At 45.6% G+C, this 16,762-nt stretch carries 14 protein-coding genes and 1 tRNA gene; 8 read left to right on the forward strand and 7 right to left on the reverse strand.

Going from position 1 to position 16,762, the window contains the following annotated elements:
• Window positions 1-4: 4 nt before the first annotated feature.
• A complete protein-coding gene (locus tag CLV93_RS02510; protein ID WP_106540579.1) occupies window positions 5-871 on the reverse strand; it encodes a CPBP family intramembrane glutamic endopeptidase in 867 nt (288 codons plus the stop codon).
• 112 nt (window positions 872-983) lie between these two features.
• Entirely contained in the window at window positions 984-3,161 is a 2,178-nt protein-coding gene (recQ, locus tag CLV93_RS02515) for a DNA helicase RecQ (protein ID WP_106540580.1), read from the reverse strand.
• Between the two features lie 228 nt (window positions 3,162-3,389).
• Here recQ and tatC point away from each other — a divergent pair, with 228 nt between their 5' ends.
• From tatC to clpX, 6 genes are all read left to right on the forward strand, one after another.
• Window positions 3,390-4,253, forward strand: coding sequence for a twin-arginine translocase subunit TatC (gene tatC / locus CLV93_RS02520; RefSeq protein WP_106540814.1), 864 nt, complete (start codon window positions 3,390-3,392; stop codon window positions 4,251-4,253).
• Between the two features lie 52 nt (window positions 4,254-4,305).
• Window positions 4,306-5,055 carry an LPS export ABC transporter ATP-binding protein gene (gene lptB / locus CLV93_RS02525; protein ID WP_106540581.1) on the forward strand — a complete coding sequence of 250 codons (750 nt, stop codon included), beginning with the start codon at window positions 4,306-4,308 and terminating at the stop codon, window positions 5,053-5,055.
• 92 nt (window positions 5,056-5,147) lie between these two features.
• Window positions 5,148-5,232 (forward strand) — tRNA-Leu (locus CLV93_RS02530).
• Between the two features lie 128 nt (window positions 5,233-5,360).
• On the forward strand, window positions 5,361-6,716 hold the full coding sequence (gene tig / locus CLV93_RS02535) for a trigger factor (protein ID WP_106540582.1): 1,356 nt from the start codon (window positions 5,361-5,363) through the stop codon (window positions 6,714-6,716).
• A gap of 121 nt (window positions 6,717-6,837) precedes the next feature.
• Window positions 6,838-7,524 (forward strand): ATP-dependent Clp endopeptidase proteolytic subunit ClpP, encoded by a 687-nt coding sequence (clpP, locus tag CLV93_RS02540; RefSeq protein WP_106540583.1) that lies wholly within the window; start codon window positions 6,838-6,840, stop codon window positions 7,522-7,524.
• A 79-nt stretch (window positions 7,525-7,603) separates the two neighbouring features.
• Window positions 7,604-8,824: an ATP-dependent Clp protease ATP-binding subunit ClpX gene (clpX, locus tag CLV93_RS02545; RefSeq protein WP_106540584.1), complete on the forward strand. Its 1,221-nt coding sequence runs from the start codon at window positions 7,604-7,606 to the stop codon at window positions 8,822-8,824.
• A gap of 55 nt (window positions 8,825-8,879) precedes the next feature.
• On the opposite strand, the gene CLV93_RS02550 is transcribed toward clpX, so the two are convergent.
• From CLV93_RS02550 to CLV93_RS02565, 4 genes are all read right to left on the reverse strand, one after another.
• Window positions 8,880-10,241 carry a DNA recombination protein RmuC gene (locus tag CLV93_RS02550; RefSeq protein ID WP_106540585.1) on the reverse strand — a complete coding sequence of 454 codons (1,362 nt, stop codon included), beginning with the start codon at window positions 10,239-10,241 and terminating at the stop codon, window positions 8,880-8,882.
• A gap of 94 nt (window positions 10,242-10,335) precedes the next feature.
• The gene (locus CLV93_RS02555) at window positions 10,336-11,421 is read right to left on the reverse strand and encodes a 3-oxoacyl-ACP synthase III family protein (protein ID WP_106540586.1); all 1,086 of its coding nucleotides are present in this window, start codon (window positions 11,419-11,421) and stop codon (window positions 10,336-10,338) included.
• Window positions 11,422-11,426: 5 nt separating this feature from the next.
• A complete protein-coding gene (locus CLV93_RS02560; RefSeq protein WP_106540587.1) occupies window positions 11,427-12,203 on the reverse strand; it encodes a UDP-2,3-diacylglucosamine diphosphatase in 777 nt (258 codons plus the stop codon).
• A gap of 170 nt (window positions 12,204-12,373) precedes the next feature.
• The gene (locus CLV93_RS02565) at window positions 12,374-13,519 is read right to left on the reverse strand and encodes a TlpA disulfide reductase family protein (protein ID WP_106540588.1); all 1,146 of its coding nucleotides are present in this window, start codon (window positions 13,517-13,519) and stop codon (window positions 12,374-12,376) included.
• Between the two features lie 296 nt (window positions 13,520-13,815).
• Here CLV93_RS02565 and CLV93_RS02570 point away from each other — a divergent pair, with 296 nt between their 5' ends.
• Together CLV93_RS02570 and ahcY are read left to right on the forward strand one after the other, a co-directional pair.
• Window positions 13,816-14,751 carry a bifunctional riboflavin kinase/FAD synthetase gene (locus CLV93_RS02570; RefSeq protein ID WP_106540589.1) on the forward strand — a complete coding sequence of 312 codons (936 nt, stop codon included), beginning with the start codon at window positions 13,816-13,818 and terminating at the stop codon, window positions 14,749-14,751.
• Window positions 14,752-14,842: 91 nt separating this feature from the next.
• Window positions 14,843-16,261: an adenosylhomocysteinase gene (gene ahcY / locus CLV93_RS02575; RefSeq protein ID WP_106540590.1), complete on the forward strand. Its 1,419-nt coding sequence runs from the start codon at window positions 14,843-14,845 to the stop codon at window positions 16,259-16,261.
• A gap of 62 nt (window positions 16,262-16,323) precedes the next feature.
• On the opposite strand, the gene CLV93_RS02580 is transcribed toward ahcY, so the two are convergent.
• Window positions 16,324-16,752: a Rieske (2Fe-2S) protein gene (locus CLV93_RS02580; RefSeq protein WP_106540591.1), complete on the reverse strand. Its 429-nt coding sequence runs from the start codon at window positions 16,750-16,752 to the stop codon at window positions 16,324-16,326.
• Window positions 16,753-16,762: the final 10 nt, after the last annotated feature.

Here is a 16,762-nt window from a genome sequence, read left to right on the forward strand (position 1 = left end):
TGCTTCATTCTGCTGATTCGGTGACCCGATGTTGATAAAACTGACGGTAAACCAACCAACCGCTTAGCGCGAGAAGTATAACCATGGTTACCATGGAAGCATTCGGTCCGAAGGAGCCTCCGGTCATATTTTCATTACCGCGAAGCCAAACCAGGAAAATTCCGTGAGAACGTGGACTTCCGCTGACGGAAAATCCGAAAACCGGTCCCTGAACAAAGTTCCACAGGAAGTGGAGTCCGATTGGTGCCCAAAGATTTCTTCCGCGAATGCGAAGCAAACCGAGAACAATTCCTAGAAAGATAACATTTATCAGGGCTACGGCATTGAAACTCCGGTTGGCCATGTGCATTAATGCAAAAACCACTGCCGAAAACAGCACCGCCAGATAGACAGGCATCTGCTTTGTGTAATAACCGAGCAGGTACCCACGATACAAGAATTCCTGATACAGTGCCACAAAAAGGTAGTACAACAACAGATATGACAGGCTCTGCACGTGGAAATTGCCTTTCCCCAACCCTACCTGGTTCATAGACATAAGGATGAAGGTGACAACAACAATTGCTCCGGCACCCAGTAAACTACCGTAGCCGAATTGCTTTATTTTGAAACGACTTTTCAGCATTTCTACCATCGGACGCTTATCGATAAATCGGACTAGCAATAAAATAGTCAGAAGGGCGGCCAGAAAAGTTATCATGGCCATTATCATCTGGTTGTGGGGAACTTCGGCGTATGAACGCGGCGAAAATCCTGTACCTTCAATTTCTCCGCGCAGGAAGTAATACAATCCGGTAAGTCCCAGGAGTACTGCTACAAATACCACATGCAACAGGACAGTCCTGAGGAGAACAAGTAAGACTTTTTTCATCAGTTGGTTAGTTAGTTTGCCGATTTAACGGCCGGTTTTCCGGTTAGTGTAAAAAAAGAGAACCTGCCTTCAGGCTCTCTTTGTATTTCGGTTATAGTTGTTTGTCAATAATTTAATTTGCCATCTCACTCATGAATTTTATCCGAACCAGCCGGACTTCTTCTTCGCTATACTCCTCGCCCAGTTCAGCCATCGCTTCTTCCAATGAGTCACTTTCGGCATCTTCCCTGAAATAGGCAAAAATATCATCCACCTGATCATCATCAAGTACGTCGTGTAAATAATAGTCAATGTTCAGCTTCGTACCCGAATTCACAATGGCTTCTATTTCGCTCAGCAACGCGTCCATATCCTGATCTTTCGAGGAAGCTATTTCGTCAAATGGAATCTTCCGGTCGATGCTCTGGATGATGAATACCTTATTCTTCGATTTGTTGGCTACCGAACGGTACACCATATCCTGCGCCCGCTCAATACCTTTCTCTTCCACGTATTTGGCAATCAGCTCCACGAATTCTTTCCCATAACGTTTTGCTTTTCCCTGCCCAACGCCGGCAATTCCCTGAAGTTCTTCCAATTTTGTTGGGTACTGAATAGACATATCGGAGAGCGATGGGTCCTGAAAGATCACAAACGGTGGTAAATTGAGCTTCTGCGCCATTTTCTTACGCAACTCTTTCAGCATTTTAAAGAGTTCCGGGTCGCCGGCCGATGCACCCTGTGGTGGTGCCGGCTCTTCATCCGCTGCTTCGTAATCGTGATTCTTAACCACCAAAAACGACTGCGGATTTTTCATAAAATCACGCCCCGCATCTGTCAGTTTCAGGACACCGTAATTCTCAATATCCTTCCGGAGAAAACCAGCAATAATACACTGACGGAATACGGCATTCCACAATCGCACATCGTATTCTTTCCCAGAACCGAAAATTGACATTTCGTGATGACGGAAAGATTTTACAGCTGCGGTGTCGTTTCCAATCAGAATATTAACAATGTGTTCTCCCTTGAACTGTTCTTTTACCTCCTCAACCGCATTCAAGGCCAGAACCACCATCTCTTTGCCTTCAATCTGTTCCTTCGGGTTCATACAGTTGTCGCAGGCGCCACAGTTTTCGGTTTCATAATGTTCGCCGAAATAATGCAACAGGATGGTCCGGCGGCACAAAGCACTTTCGGCGTAAGCCACGGTATCTAGCAACAACTGCTGCCCAATTTCCTGTTCGGCCACGGGTTTGCCCTGCATAAATTTCTCCAGTTTCTGAATATCCTTATAACTGTAGAAAGTAATGCAATGCCCTTCTCCACCATCACGTCCGGCACGACCGGTTTCCTGGTAATAACCTTCCAACGATTTGGGAATATCGAAATGAATGACAAACCGAACATCCGGCTTGTCGATTCCCATTCCAAAAGCGATGGTTGCCACAATGACGTCTGCCTCTTCCATCAGGAACTTATCCTGGTTTCCCGAACGGGTAGCCGAATCCATACCGGCGTGATAAGGAAGTGCCCGAATGCCATTCACCTGAAGTGTGGCAGCCAGCTCCTCTACCTTTTTCCGGCTGAGGCAATATATAATACCTGATTTGCCGGGATTTCCCTTGATGTACTTAATGATTTGCTCAACAGGCTTCGTTTTCGACCGGACTTCGTAGAAAAGGTTCGCCCGGTTAAACGACGACTTGAAGACCTTCGCATCGAGCATCCCTAAATTCTTCTGAATATCGTGCTGCACCTTCGGGGTAGCCGTCGCAGTTAGCGCGATAATCGGTGCATGCCCTATCTCGTTAACGATGGGCCGTATCCGACGATATTCCGGACGGAAATCATGTCCCCACTCCGAAATACAGTGCGCTTCGTCAATGGCGTAAAACGAAATATTGACGTTTTTCAGAAACTCAATGTTTTCCTCTTTGGTCAACGATTCCGGGGCCACATACAGTAGCTTGGTCCGCTGTGCCAACACATCGTCCTTTACCTTTTGAATAGCTGTTTTAGTCAGGGATGAGTTGAGAAAGTGGGCCGCTCCTTCTTCCGTACTGAAACTGCGGATGGCATCCACCTGGTTTTTCATTAATGCGATTAGGGGGGATATGACAATGGCTGTTCCTTCCTGCAACAAGGCTGGTAACTGGTAACACAACGACTTTCCACCGCCGGTGGGCATCAAAACAAACGTGTCGTTACCGTCCAGCACACTCTCAATAATCTCCTCCTGCTGCCCCTTAAACCGGTCAAAACCGAAATATTTTTGTAATTGGGCAGAAAGAGAAACACCTTTATTCATAATCTAATCTCCTTTAACTCTTAAGGCCGCTCCGACATAGCCTCCACTAAGATATCTAAATAATATTAGTAGTACAAATTCGCTCCAGCCAGCAGAAGTTCAGGCAAAAAACGGTTTTCGATTTCAGCGCCCAAACCTAAAAAAAAAGGCCAAAGATTGTATATTTGTCTGGAATTTTATTGGAGTAACATTCTCCAAATTAAACCCAAACATGCTAATTTGAATCTGATGGCTGAACAGGAAAAATTACCTGGCGGAAAATCAACGAACGAAAATAGGAAAAAAAAGAATGAGGAGATGTCTTTCCTTGAACATCTGGAAGTTTTAAGGTGGCATTTGGTTCGTGCCGTGGTAGCCGTCGTCATTTTTGCTATCCTGGCTTTCGCCAATTACCACTTCATTTTCGATACGTTGATATTGAAGCCCAAGACACCGGAATTCGCCACCAACCAGTTTTTCAACTGGATTTCGCAGGTACTGAATATCCCGGCTTTGGCCATTAATGACAAGCCGCTACAGATTATCAATATTAATATGGCCGGACAGTTTGCCACACACATCAAGATTTCGTTGTTGGGTGGTGTTATCCTCGGATTTCCATACCTATTCTGGGAATTCTGGCGTTTCATTAAACCAGCACTGTACGAAAAAGAACAAAAATATGCCACTGGGGCGGTACTTTACAGTTCGGCACTTTTCATTCTCGGCATCCTGTTTGGTTATTACCTGATTGTACCACTATCAGTCAACTTTCTTGGCTCCTACGATATAAGTGATCAAATTACCAACCAAATCAACCTGAGCAGTTACATCAGCACAGTCAGTTCCATTGTACTGGCCGGAGGGGTTGTTTTTGAGCTCCCGGTAGCCATTTACTTCCTGAGTAAAGTCGGTCTGGTTACACCCGCTTTCATGCGGAGGTACCGGAGGCATGCATACATTGTACTCTTGCTGCTTTCGGCCATCATCACTCCGCCGGACGTATTCAGCCAGATAATGGTTTGTTTTCCACTGGTTTTCCTGTATGAAATCGGGATTGTTATCTCGAAACGCGTGGCCAATAAACGCGAAGAAGATTTGCTCGAAGCTTAACATGTCTCCGTCTGTTCATTATTTTTATCTTTGCAGTTCAATCCATTGAATTATGAAGCTTAGGGCTGAAAATATTGTTAAAAAATACCGGAAACGCACCGTTGTGAAAGGGGTGTCGATTGATGTGGAGCAGGGAGAAATCGTTGGGCTGCTGGGACCGAACGGTGCCGGAAAAACCACTTCGTTTTACATGATTGTCGGGCTGATCCGTGCCAACGGCGGCCGTATCTTCCTCGACGAAAAAGACATTACTTCGTATCCGGTGTACCGAAGAGCCCAGTTGGGCATTGGTTACCTCGCCCAGGAAGCTTCGGTTTTCCGCCAGCTAAGCGTGGAAGACAATATCAAGGCGGTACTGGAAATGACCAAGTTTTCGACAGAGTACCAGAAAGAAAAACTGGAATCGCTGTTGGACGAATTTGGTTTGCAACGTATCCGGAAAAGTAAAGGTATTCAGCTCTCCGGAGGTGAACGTCGCCGGACCGAAATTGCCCGGGCACTGGCTATCAATCCTGCATTCATCCTGTTGGATGAACCGTTTGCGGGAGTCGACCCCATTGCAGTAGAAGATATTCAGCAAATTGTTTACCGACTGAAAGACAAAAATATCGGCATCCTCATTACCGACCACAACGTACACGAAACCCTCTCCATCACCGACCGCTCTTACCTGTTGTTCGACGGAAACATCCTGAAAAGCGGAACAGCAGAAGAACTGGCAGCCGACGAAGATGTGCGAAGGGTTTATCTCGGAAAAAACTTCGAACTGCGGAAAGGCAGACGGGAAAATACGCCAGAGTAGATGCTCATTCCCGTCATTCCAAAGTGCTTAATTAATTGCTCACAATTTAGTTGTTTTAAAAAATAACACTATATTTGCACCGCCAAAAAAAAGCGGACGTGGCGTAATTGGTAGCCGCGCCAGACTTAGGATCTGGTGCCGTAAGGCGTGTGGGTTCGAGTCCCTCCGTCCGCACCATTACCTTAACCGCCTTCGCTTCCGGGTGCCGGATTGCCGAGGCGGTTTTTTAAATGGATGTTTTTAGCAGGAAGGGACGCTCGACGAACTCTTCCCTCAGGCATTTAAAATCACTCAAGAAAAACGTTATGAACATCACCAGAGAGAACATCGATGATTTGAATGCCGTTGTCAGGCTGACCGTTGAAAAAAACGATTATGAGGCAACGGTGAACGAAACACTGAAGGATTACCGTAAGAAAGCTAATATGCCTGGCTTCCGGAAAGGGAAGGTTCCTGCTGGGCTGATTAAAAAAATGTACGGAAAGTCGCTGCTGGCCGAGGAAGTAAATAAAATTCTCAGCCGCGAGCTCATGAAATATATCAGCGAAGAAAAACTGGATATTTTGGGCGAACCGCTTCCGAACGAAGAAAAGCAGCCAGCCATTGACTGGGATAATGACGAAAATTTCGAATTTGTTTTCGATATCGCCATGTCACCGGAAATCAATGTTACCCTTGACAAGCGTCGTAAACTTCCCTACTATGTCATCAAAGTTGATGAAGACCTGATTGACAAACAGGTAGAAAGTTACACCAACCGTTTCGGAACCAACGAGCCGGCTGAAGAAGTAGGCGAAAAAGAAACCGTACGCGGTGATTTCGCTGAGCTGGATGCTGACGGAAACGTAAAAGAAGGTGGTATCGAAGCCAACGATGTTTTGGTTTCCATCGACCTCATCAAAGACGAGGACATCAAGAAGAAATTCATGGGTGCCAAAGTAGGCGACGTGATTCGTTTCGATCCGAAAGCGGCTTTCCAGAATGACCACGAAGTAGGTCACATGCTGAACCTCGATCACGATGCTTCGCACGAGCTGGATGCCGAATTCAACTACACCATCAACGTGATTAACACGTTCATTCCTGCTGAAGTGAATGAAGAACTGGTAACCAAAATCTTTGGTGAAGAGTCGGATGTGAAGACCGTTGAAGATATGCGCAACAATATCGCTGAAGACTTAAAAGAAAACCTGAAGTACTCGAGCGATTACCGCTTCCTGGTCGATGCCAAGGAAACACTGACCAAAGGTGCCAAAATCGAGTTGCCGGAAGCTTTCCTGAAACGCTGGCTGGTAGCTACCAACGAAAATCTGACGGCTGAGCAGATCGATTCAGACTTCGAAAATTTCCGTACCGATCTCGAATGGCAGTTGATAAAAAACAAGCTTGGCAAAGAGAGCGAACTGAAAGTGGAAGAAGCTGAAATTCGTGACATGGCCCGCGAAATGGCACTTATGCAATTCCGTCAGTATGGTATGATGAACGTACCGGATGAGCACCTCGACCAGTTTGCCAACTCGATTCTTCAGAACGAAGAAGAGCGTCGCAGAATGGTAGAGAAAAAGCTGGAAGACAAAATTCTGGAAGTCATCAAAGAGAAAGTAAACATCGAAGAAAAAGAGGTGACCCAGGAAGAGTTCGACAAGCTCTTTGAAAAATAAACAGGGCAACCGCCTTTAATACCATATTTTTATAACTTTGTGGAGCGGGCTATCTTCCGTGCAATTCATGCACAGAGGATTGTCCGGCATCACAAAGTTTTTTTATTTAAATCAACCAAGTATGAGTTCAAATAGTGACGAGTTTCGTAAATATGCGACCAAACACATGGGGATCAGCAGTCTGACCCTCGATCGCTATAATTCTGTTTACGCCAATTATATTTCCCCAACCATTATTGAGGAACGTCAGATGAACGTTGCCTCGATGGACGTGTTCTCCCGTCTGATGATGGACCGCATTATCTTCCTCGGCGTTCCGATTGACGATTATGTAGCCAATATCATCCAGGCGCAGTTGCTGTTCCTCGAATCATCTGATCCGGGAAAAGACATCCAGATTTATTTCAATTCTCCGGGAGGTTCGGTTCACGCTGGTTTGGGAATTTATGATACCATGCAGTACATTGGATGTGATGTAGCCACTATCTGTACCGGTATGGCTGCATCGATGGCAGCTGTGTTAATGACTGCCGGAGCTGATGGAAAACGGTCAGCACTTCCCCACTCCCGTATTATGATTCACCAACCGATGGGTGGTGCTCAGGGACAGGCATCTGATATCGAGATTACAGCGCGTGAGATCCTGAAACTCAAAAAGGAACTGTATGAGATTATTGCCAAGCACAGTAATCAACCTTTTGAGAAAGTAGAACAGGATTCGGATCGCGACTACTGGATGACCGCTCAGGAAGCCAAAGATTACGGCATGATCGACGACATCCTGGTAAGAGGAAAAGAGAAGAAGTAACGCAGTAACGATTTCTTGAATAAGATTAAGGAGTGAAAAGCCGGTTGCTTTTCTGCTCCTTTTTTCGACAATACAGCATATGGATAGATGTTCATTTTGTGGTAGAGAGAAAAAAGATGTCAATCTTTTGATTGCCGGTATGGAAGGTCACATCTGTGACAACTGTATCGAGCAGGCTCATGCCATTATTGAAGAAGAATTCAAAAAGAGTGACGGATTCGACCTGACCGGTATCGAGTTGAAAAAGCCCAAGGAAATCAAAGACTTTCTCGACCAATATGTTATCGGGCAGAACGACGCCAAGAAGATTCTTTCGGTAGCTGTTTATAACCACTATAAGCGGTTGAACCAGAAGGTAGAGGATGACGGAACCGAAATTGAAAAATCGAACATCATCCTGGTTGGTCCTACCGGGACGGGTAAAACATTGCTGGCCAAAACCATTGCCAGAATGTTGCATGTTCCCTTCACGATAGTGGATGCCACCGTTTTGACAGAAGCTGGTTATGTGGGTGAAGACATTGAAAGTCTGCTCACCCGCCTGCTTCAGGCTGCCGATTATAACATCGAAGCGGCTGAGCGCGGCATCGTTTTCGTTGACGAGATTGACAAGATTGCCCGCAAAGGTGACAATCCGTCAATTACCCGAGACGTTTCAGGCGAAGGTGTTCAGCAAGGTTTGCTGAAATTGCTCGAAGGTTCGGTAGTAAACGTTCCGCCGCAAGGTGGCCGTAAACACCCCGAGCAAAAGATGATTCCGGTGGACACCAAGAATATTCTGTTCATCTGCGGAGGAGCATTCGAAGGTATCGATCGGAAAATCGGTCAGCGACTGAATACCAAAGTGGTGGGTTATAATGCCAGCAAGGATACAGCCCAAATCGACCGCGAGAACCTGCTGCAATATGTATCGCCGCAGGATTTGCGTTCGTACGGACTGATTCCGGAAATCATCGGCCGGTTGCCCGTACTTACTTACCTGAACCCACTGGATCGCGATGCATTGCGCCGTATTCTTATCGAACCCAAAAATTCTATCATTAAGCAATACGTTAAATTGTTTGAGATGGATAATATCAAACTCGAATTTGCTGACGAAACGCTCGATTTCATCGTTGACAAAGCCATCGAGTTTAAATTGGGTGCCCGCGGTTTGCGCTCCATCTGCGAGACGATCATGATTGATGCGATGTTCGACATGCCATCGACCGAAGAAGGTGAAGCCGAAGTGCTGATTGGCAAAGAATATGCCAGTGAAAAGATTGAGCGACTGGGTGCCAGCCGTCTCAAAGCAAGCTGATAATTTTTGTAACTATTATAAAAAAGGGTGCCCGTTTTCCGGACACCCTTTCTTTTTATTCGGGTAGTGCATCATCCGTGATGAATTTATCCGGAATCTCTTTTTGTGCTTTCGCACCGAGTACCCTGATTTTTTCAGCTGTGCGAACCAGGTTTCCACGCCCTGTATGTAGTTTGTTCATGGCCTTGTCGTAATTATCCCGGGCACTGTCGAGTCCCTTGCCAATTTTCTCCAAATCAGCGATGAAATTGACGAACTTATCGTACAAGGCTCCACTCTGCTGGGCAATATCCAACGCATTCCTCGTTTGATTCTCCTGTCGCCAAATGGAAGCAATGGTCCGCAACGAAGCGAGCAAAGTTGACGGACTCACAATCACAACTTTGTTGTCCCAGGCATAGCCAAACAGATCCTGATCCTGCTGAACGGCAATACTAAACGATGATTCGATGGGCAAAAAGAGCAACACAAAATCCGGTGCATTCAGATTCTTCGCCGAAGGATAATGCTTTTCACTCAGCGTTTTTACATGCGAGCGCAACGACAGCAAATGCTCTTTCATCGCTTTTTCGCGTTCCTCATCAGTTGTCGCATTGACGAGCCGTTCGTAGGCAACGAGCGAAACCTTCGAGTCGATAATCAAATGTTTCTTGTCAGGAAGGTGGACAATCACGTCGGGACGAATGGTTTTTCCTTCCATGTTCGTGTCGACCACTTCACGCTCAAACTCCTGTCCTTCCGTTAATCCCGATCTTTCGAGAACACGCTCCAACACAATCTCACCCCAGTTTCCCTGTTTCTTCACATCTCCTTTCAGCGCCTGAGTCAAATTTTGCGCATCGGTTGAAATCTTCAGGTTCAAATCCTGCAGCTTTTTCAATTCGGCTTTCAGGTCGGTCTGGTCTTTCAATCCTTTCTCGTAAGTGTCTTCCACTTTCTTCTCAAAGAGTTGGATTTTCTCTTTCAGCGGATTGAGAATGTCCGAGATATTCTTCTGGTTCACCGTCGTAAATTCCTTCGAGTTTTCTTTCAGAATCTTGCCGGCAATATTTTCAAATTCGGTCGTGAATTTCTTTTGCAGCTGCTCCAGTTCCTTGGCCTGATTTTCCAACCGCTCCTGCATGTTCCGCAAATCGGTTTGCGCTTCCGCCAGGTTCCGGTTCAGTATTTCGTTTTTGTCTCTTTCTGCATTCAGTACCTTCTTCGATTCTTCCAAATCGAGCTTCAGTGAATTGGTTTGCTGTTCCGCCAGCGATTTTTCCTTATCGGCGGAAGCCAGTTGGGTCATAAACTCTTGCTCGGCTTTGGCCAGATTTTGTGCACCGGTTACTTCGGCAGCTTTCGACTTGCCACGTTGAACCAGCCAGCCAATGACCACACCGACAGCAACTCCGATAACTAAAAAAACAATTTCCATCTTGCGTTGAGATTTCAGGTTTGCTTAAAGGTATAAAAAAAGCGCACGCATCGTTTCAACCGATGGTGCGCTGTGTATTTCGTTTCACTTATTTTCAGGGCATCCGGTAAATAATGGAATTGATAATCATACCCGCTCCAACCGAGGTGAGCACAATGTTGTCACCTGAATTGAAAGCATGATCTTCCATTTTCCCTTTACTGATTAAATCATACAACGTGGGAACCGTCGCCGAAGATGAGTTACCGAATTTCCGGATGGTCATCGGCATCAAATCTTTCGGATAACTGCGCTTGCCATAGAGCTTAAACAAACGTCCCAGGATCGCATCGTCCATTTTTTCGTTGGCCTGATGGATCAATACTTTGCTCACATCTTCCAAACCTAGACCTGCATCTTCCAAACTTTGTTTTACCACACCAGGAACAACGGATAAAGCATAAACATACACTTTGTTTCCCATCATCCGGATGTACAGTTCGTTGCCTTCGAAAGCCGGATTAACCGATTCGGCCATCTTCAGCCACTCTCCGCCATCAATTGCATCGGCGCGGCTGGCGTGTGAAATAATACCTACCGGGACATCGCTTTCGCGGGCTTCAACAATCACCGCTCCTGCTCCGTCGGAAAAAATCATCGAATCCCGATCGTGCGGGTCGCGTACCCGGGAATTCACATCCGAACCGATAACGAGGCCACGTTTGAAAGTGCCGCTCTTGATATATGCGTCGGCAACAATCATGGCGGTGGTCCATCCCGGGCAACCAGCTACTACATCATGACACATACACGACGGATTCTTGATATCCAGCATTCGTTTCACCCGGGTAGAAATGGGTGGCATGATGTCGGTGCGCGGATTATTGATGTCCATATCGCCAAAGTTGTTGGCCACAATCAGGAAATCAAATGATTCGGCATCGTAACCGGATGATTCGATAGCATCTTTCGCAGCGAAAGCAGCCAGATCGCTTGTTTTATGCTCCGGATTGGCATAACGGCGCTCTTCGATATTGGTGATTTCGTTGAATTTTTGAATGATCTCGGCGTTGGGCCGCTCAAACTTCTCTCCGGTTGCCGGGTCATGAAATTCCCAATCGAGGAAATGGTCGTTCGGTATTACTACTGGAGGAATATACGAACCACTACCGACAATAACGGTATAAAGCTTTTTATCCATACAATTTAATTTTTCCCACTCGGGGGAGTATTATGAATTCTTTCCAGTCGAAAATCAGTACCGTCAAATACTCCGTAAGAATACGACTTAATCCACTCTCCCAGTAAAAACAATTTGCTCTCCTCATTCAGGTCGTATTCGAGCGCCAGGTGACGGTGTCCAAAAACAAAATAATCAAAGTGCTTTCCTTCATTGATCATTCTCCGGGCAAACGAAATCTGTTCTTCGTTTTCTTCGCCCATAAATCTTGCCCCATCAACGCCGTTGGATAAACGGCTGTGTTTCGACCAGCGATGCGCCAGTCCAAAAGCAAAATTGGGGTGAAGCCTGGAAAATAACCATTGAGCTGCGCGATTATGAAAGAGAGCTTTGATAAACAAGTAGCCTTTATCGGAAGGATTCAGTCCGTCGCCATGTGCCAGGAAAAAACGTTTGCCCTTTATTTCGGTCTCAAACGGTTCCCGGTGAACAATGACTCCGGTTTCGGACGGTAAATAATCGAATACCCATACATCGTGATTTCCTGTAAAGAAATGCACGGGAATGCCTTTATCGGTTATTTCTGCTATTTTCCCCAATACCCTGACGAATCCACGGGGAGCGACTCTTTTGTATTCAAACCAAAAGTCGAAAATATCCCCCATCAGGAAAATCATCTCGGCGTCGTGACTTATCTCCTCGAGCCATGAGACAAACAGCTTTTCCCTTTCGGAATTGTCATTCAAAGCCGGCGCCCCAAGGTGCACATCCGATACAAAATATATTTTATTACGAGACGTCACCCTACTACCTGTATACGAATCTATTTCTCATTTCAAAATCACTGCAAAGATAGATGTAAAAACGAAGAATTCAAGAGTAAAAATGCTTCGCAGCACTGTTTTCATCCGGTATAAAAAGAAAAAAGACCAGCCAAAAGCTCGTCTTTTTCCGGATTATTTAAGTTGAAATATCACTTCAAATATTTTTGCAGTGTGTTATTCAGAGCCGGTCCCATCAGGTTTTTCGCCAGAATCGAACCATCCTTACCCAACAGGTAATTGTACGGAATGGTTTGGATATTGTAATTCCTAACAGCCTGTACACTTCCTTTCATATCGCCAACATTGGTCCAGGTAAGATGGTCCTGCTGAATTGCATTGAGCCATGCAGTACGGCTAGTGTCGATACTTACCTGGTAAATATCAAATCCTTTGGGATGATATTTCTTGTAATTCGCCACCAAAACCGGGTTCATCACACGCGAATCGCGATTCTGACCAGCCCAGAACTGAACCAGTACATATTTTCCGCGCATCGACGAAAGCGAAACGTCTTTTCCTTCCGGATTAGGCAGCGTAATATTCGGGCTGTTTTGTCCTTTCTGCTTAATCAGCTGCGTCATCTTTTGGTTATTTTGCTGACGCATAATATCCAGTGTATTGGAGTGCAGCGCTTTTACCTGGCTACTGTTAGGATACATCGCCGACAGCGCCGAAGCTGCTACTTTCATGGTATGCAAATCCTGCACAATAAAATTGCCATCGTCCCATTTCTGGTACAGCGCCATTACACTTGACAGAGAGAACGGGTGTTCCATCACAAATTTCTTGAGGTAGGCTGCGTGCTTGTTTTTCAGCGCGACATACTCATCGTTCCACTGCTTGCGCTCACTGTCGTAAGCTGCATCACCTTTGTGGGTATTAAATAGGTTCTTCAGCGAATCGAGTTGATGTTTTACATCGGTGTAATGAGTATTCAACTCCTTCACCAACTTTGAGCCGAGCGAACCTTTCACCGTATAATCTGACGGCAAATTCTTGTAACTTCCGGTAACCGTTGCCTGCTCGGTCGAATCGAGCAACAGAGTTACAAAGTTGTTATCGTTGAATTTCAACAGGTAGAATGTCGGCTCAGTAGCATTTCCTTTGAGCTCGAATTGTCCTTTATTGCTCACTTCTACCGAATCAACCGGAATCTGTGAACCGACTTTCAACTCATTCAGGTATATCATCTTCCCGCCGGCACCATTGATGGTTCCCGAAACAGAAAAATTGGTTTTCTCTCCGCATGAATAAAGCAGAAAAAGAATGGCTACTGCAAAAAACAATTTTTTCATGTGCTGTTTCTTTTCTTCAAAGGTTAAGGTGTCTTCTCGCCATTAAAAGACAAAAAGGTTTGTCTCACCTGTGGTTTTAGTCTTGCGTAATATTCTCATCCCGGTTTTACGCTTCGGTTTGCATGGCCGTATTCCGAAAATAGAAGAGCTATGCAGGGAGCAAAAATATAAATTCCACCGATAACTTGACATCTTCCGCAAGGTTTGTAAAACATTCCCTGCCGATTAGCTGTTTCTCTGAACCGCCGGCATACTTATTTTTCTTTACTTTTGTCGCGAATAAAATTTTACCACAAGTGGAGATTCATAACGGACTTGAACATTTTAATGCCAATAAACCGGTAATTACCATAGGAACGTTCGACGGTGTCCATCTGGGCCACCGACAGGTTATTTCCCGGCTAAAGGAGATTGCCGATTCCGTTAATGGTGAATCAGTGATTTTTACTTTCTACCCGCACCCCCGTCTGATTGTCAGTCCTGAAGAGAATACGTTGCGTTTGTTAACAACCCGTGACGAAAAAATTGATCTTTTTCGGGAAATTGGCATCGACCATTTGGTGATTTTTCCGTTTACAACGGAATTTTCCAAACTCTCCTATGAAGATTTTGTGAGAACCATTTTGGTTGGGAAAATGAACATCAGTCACCTGGTGGTTGGCTACGACCATAAACTGGGACGAAATCGGGAAGGAAATTACACAGTTCTGAAAGAACTTTCGAAGGAACTCAATTTTACCATTGAACAACTGGACGTTTTATTAATGGAAGATGTCAACATCAGCTCAACGAAAATACGTCAGTCGCTGGAAACAGGAAATGTAGCCAGGGCTAACCGATATCTGGGGTACGATTATACGCTAACAGGAAAAGTGATTGCCGGCAACCAACTGGGGCGTAAACTGGGTTTTCCCACCGCCAACATCGAAACGTTGGATGAGCATAAACTCATTCCTCATGACGGTGTTTATGCTGTCAGAGTAAAAATTGACAATTCCGATTATGAGGGAATGCTCAATATCGGTACACGCCCAACCATCAGTCATAATGCCGATCATCGGAGTATCGAAGTCCACATTTTCGACTTCAACCAGGATATTTACATGCACGAACTGACGCTCTATTTTGTTGGCAAAATCCGCGATGAGCATAAATTCGAATCGCTCGATGCTTTGCAGGAGCAATTGAAAAAGGACAAAGAGAGCGCACTTGAAATACTTTCGGGACAATAGGCTTTCATCCTCAAACATGGGTGATTATCAGTCTTCAGTTTCGTTCTATTTTTGTTAATTTTGTGAGATTATTAATACAGTTAAATAAATTATGAGTGTTGTAACTGATACCAAAACAGATTATAAAGTCAGGGATATTTCGCTGGCCGATTTCGGAAGAAAAGAGATTGAGATTGCTGAGAAAGAAATGCCCGGACTGATGTCCATCCGTGAAAAATACGGAAAGGAAAAGCCGCTCGCAGGTGCCCGTATCATGGGCTCTCTCCATATGACCATTCAAACGGCCGTGCTGATTGAAACACTTGTGGAATTGGGAGCTGAAGTTCGCTGGGCTTCGTGTAATATTTTCTCTACGCAGGATCATGCTGCCGCTGCCATTGCCGCTGCTAATGTTCCGGTATTCGCCTGGAAAGGTGAAACACTGGCAGAATACTGGTGGTGTACTGAGCGTGCGCTGGATTTCGGTGAAGGAAAAGGCCCGCACCTGATTGTTGATGATGGTGGTGATGCAACACTGATGGTTCATTTGGGTTACAAAGCCGAAAAAGATGCTTCTGTTCTGGAGAAAGAAGCAGAAGGTGAGGATGAAGTTGAACTTCAGAAAATATTGAAACGCATTCTGTCAGAAACTCCCAATCGTTGGGAAAATGCGGTTAAAGAACTGAAAGGTGTTTCGGAAGAAACGACTACCGGAGTTCACCGCCTGTACCAAATGATGGAGCGTGGCGAATTGCTGTTCCCGGCCATTAATGTGAACGATTCGGTTACCAAATCGAAATTCGACAATACATATGGTTGCCGCGAATCGCTGGCCGACGGTATCAAACGTGCAACCGACGTGATGATTGCCGGTAAAGTGGTTGTAGTTTGTGGTTATGGCGACGTTGGTAAAGGCTGTGCCCGCTCGATGCGTGGTTATGGTGCCCGTGTGGTCGTTACCGAAATTGACCCGATTTGCGCTCTCCAGGCTGCCATGGAAGGTTTTGAAGTAAAAACCGTGGAAGATGCACTGAGCGAAGGAAATATCTACGTAACCACTACCGGAAACAAAGATATCATTACCGCTGAGCACATGGCCAACATGAAAGACCAGGCAATCGTCTGCAACATTGGTCACTTCGATAACGAAATTCAGGTAGCTCAGCTGGAAAAATGGCCCGGAATCAACAAAAAGAATATCAAACCGCAGGTTGACAAGTATGAGTATCCTGATGGACACTCCATCTTCCTGCTGGCCGAAGGTCGTTTGGTGAACCTGGGATGTGCCACCGGCCACCCATCGTTTGTGATGAGTAACTCATTCACCAACCAGACACTGGCTCAGCTCGATCTTTGGAAAAATGATTATAAAGTTGATGTTTACCGTCTGCCCAAACACCTTGACGAAGAGGTAGCCCGCTTGCACCTCGAACAGCTGGGTGTGAAGATGACAAAATTGACGAAAGAGCAGGCTGACTATATCGGGGTACCGGAAAACGGACCGTTCAAACCCGAACATTACCGCTATTAATCAGTAGCCCAAAACATAAAAAAGGGATGATTGGCGTTCAATCATCCCTTTTTTATGTTTTTTTAGTTGTGGACCCAAAGTCTACCACCGGCTTGGTCAACCTTATATTGATGTAGATTCCTGGTGGAAGGTCCTTCAATCGGGTATCCCCCACCGAAAAGGCTGTATTGCGAACCGCAGCACGAACAGGTGGCAATGCCGCTGTCATCGGGCGTTACCGTACAACTTGCCTTGGCTTCGTACGGGCAGCAAGTGTCGAAAGCATAGAACCCGTTACCATTGTTCATAACAATAATTCCGGTATATCCCTGTGGAAAGACCTGGTAATTTCCGGGTACCGACAAATCGTTATTCGTCGCCAGGTTGATATAAAAATCCACCGGCACCTCAGGAATATACGATTGCTGATCCTTTTGACAGCTGTTGGCCGACAGAAGAAACAGTACGACCAAACTAATTTGCAGCCATGGCTTCGATAATCCCTTCAACATTTTTAGTATA

Source organism: Prolixibacter denitrificans, from assembly GCF_003014495.1.
GTDB classification, from domain to species: Bacteria; Bacteroidota; Bacteroidia; order Bacteroidales; family Prolixibacteraceae; genus Prolixibacter; species Prolixibacter denitrificans.

What these genes read in the sequence shown, in the direction of transcription:
- CLV93_RS02510 (WP_106540579.1), bottom strand. Translation starts at nt 871, where the DNA reads ATGAAAAAAGTCTTACTTGTTCTCCTCAGGACTGTCCTGTTGCATGTG.
- recQ (WP_106540580.1), bottom strand. Translation starts at nt 3,161, where the DNA reads ATGAATAAAGGTGTTTCTCTTTCTGCCCAATTACAAAAATATTTCGGT.
- tatC (WP_106540814.1), top strand. Translation starts at nt 3,390, where the DNA reads ATGGCTGAACAGGAAAAATTACCTGGCGGAAAATCAACGAACGAAAAT.
- lptB (WP_106540581.1), top strand. Translation starts at nt 4,306, where the DNA reads ATGAAGCTTAGGGCTGAAAATATTGTTAAAAAATACCGGAAACGCACC.
- tig (WP_106540582.1), top strand. Translation starts at nt 5,361, where the DNA reads ATGAACATCACCAGAGAGAACATCGATGATTTGAATGCCGTTGTCAGG.
- clpP (WP_106540583.1), top strand. Translation starts at nt 6,838, where the DNA reads ATGAGTTCAAATAGTGACGAGTTTCGTAAATATGCGACCAAACACATG.
- clpX (WP_106540584.1), top strand. Translation starts at nt 7,604, where the DNA reads ATGGATAGATGTTCATTTTGTGGTAGAGAGAAAAAAGATGTCAATCTT.
- CLV93_RS02550 (WP_106540585.1), bottom strand. Translation starts at nt 10,241, where the DNA reads ATGGAAATTGTTTTTTTAGTTATCGGAGTTGCTGTCGGTGTGGTCATT.
- CLV93_RS02555 (WP_106540586.1), bottom strand. Translation starts at nt 11,421, where the DNA reads ATGGATAAAAAGCTTTATACCGTTATTGTCGGTAGTGGTTCGTATATT.
- CLV93_RS02565 (WP_106540588.1), bottom strand. Translation starts at nt 13,519, where the DNA reads ATGAAAAAATTGTTTTTTGCAGTAGCCATTCTTTTTCTGCTTTATTCA.
- ahcY (WP_106540590.1), top strand. Translation starts at nt 14,843, where the DNA reads ATGAGTGTTGTAACTGATACCAAAACAGATTATAAAGTCAGGGATATT.
- CLV93_RS02580 (WP_106540591.1), bottom strand. Translation starts at nt 16,752, where the DNA reads ATGTTGAAGGGATTATCGAAGCCATGGCTGCAAATTAGTTTGGTCGTA.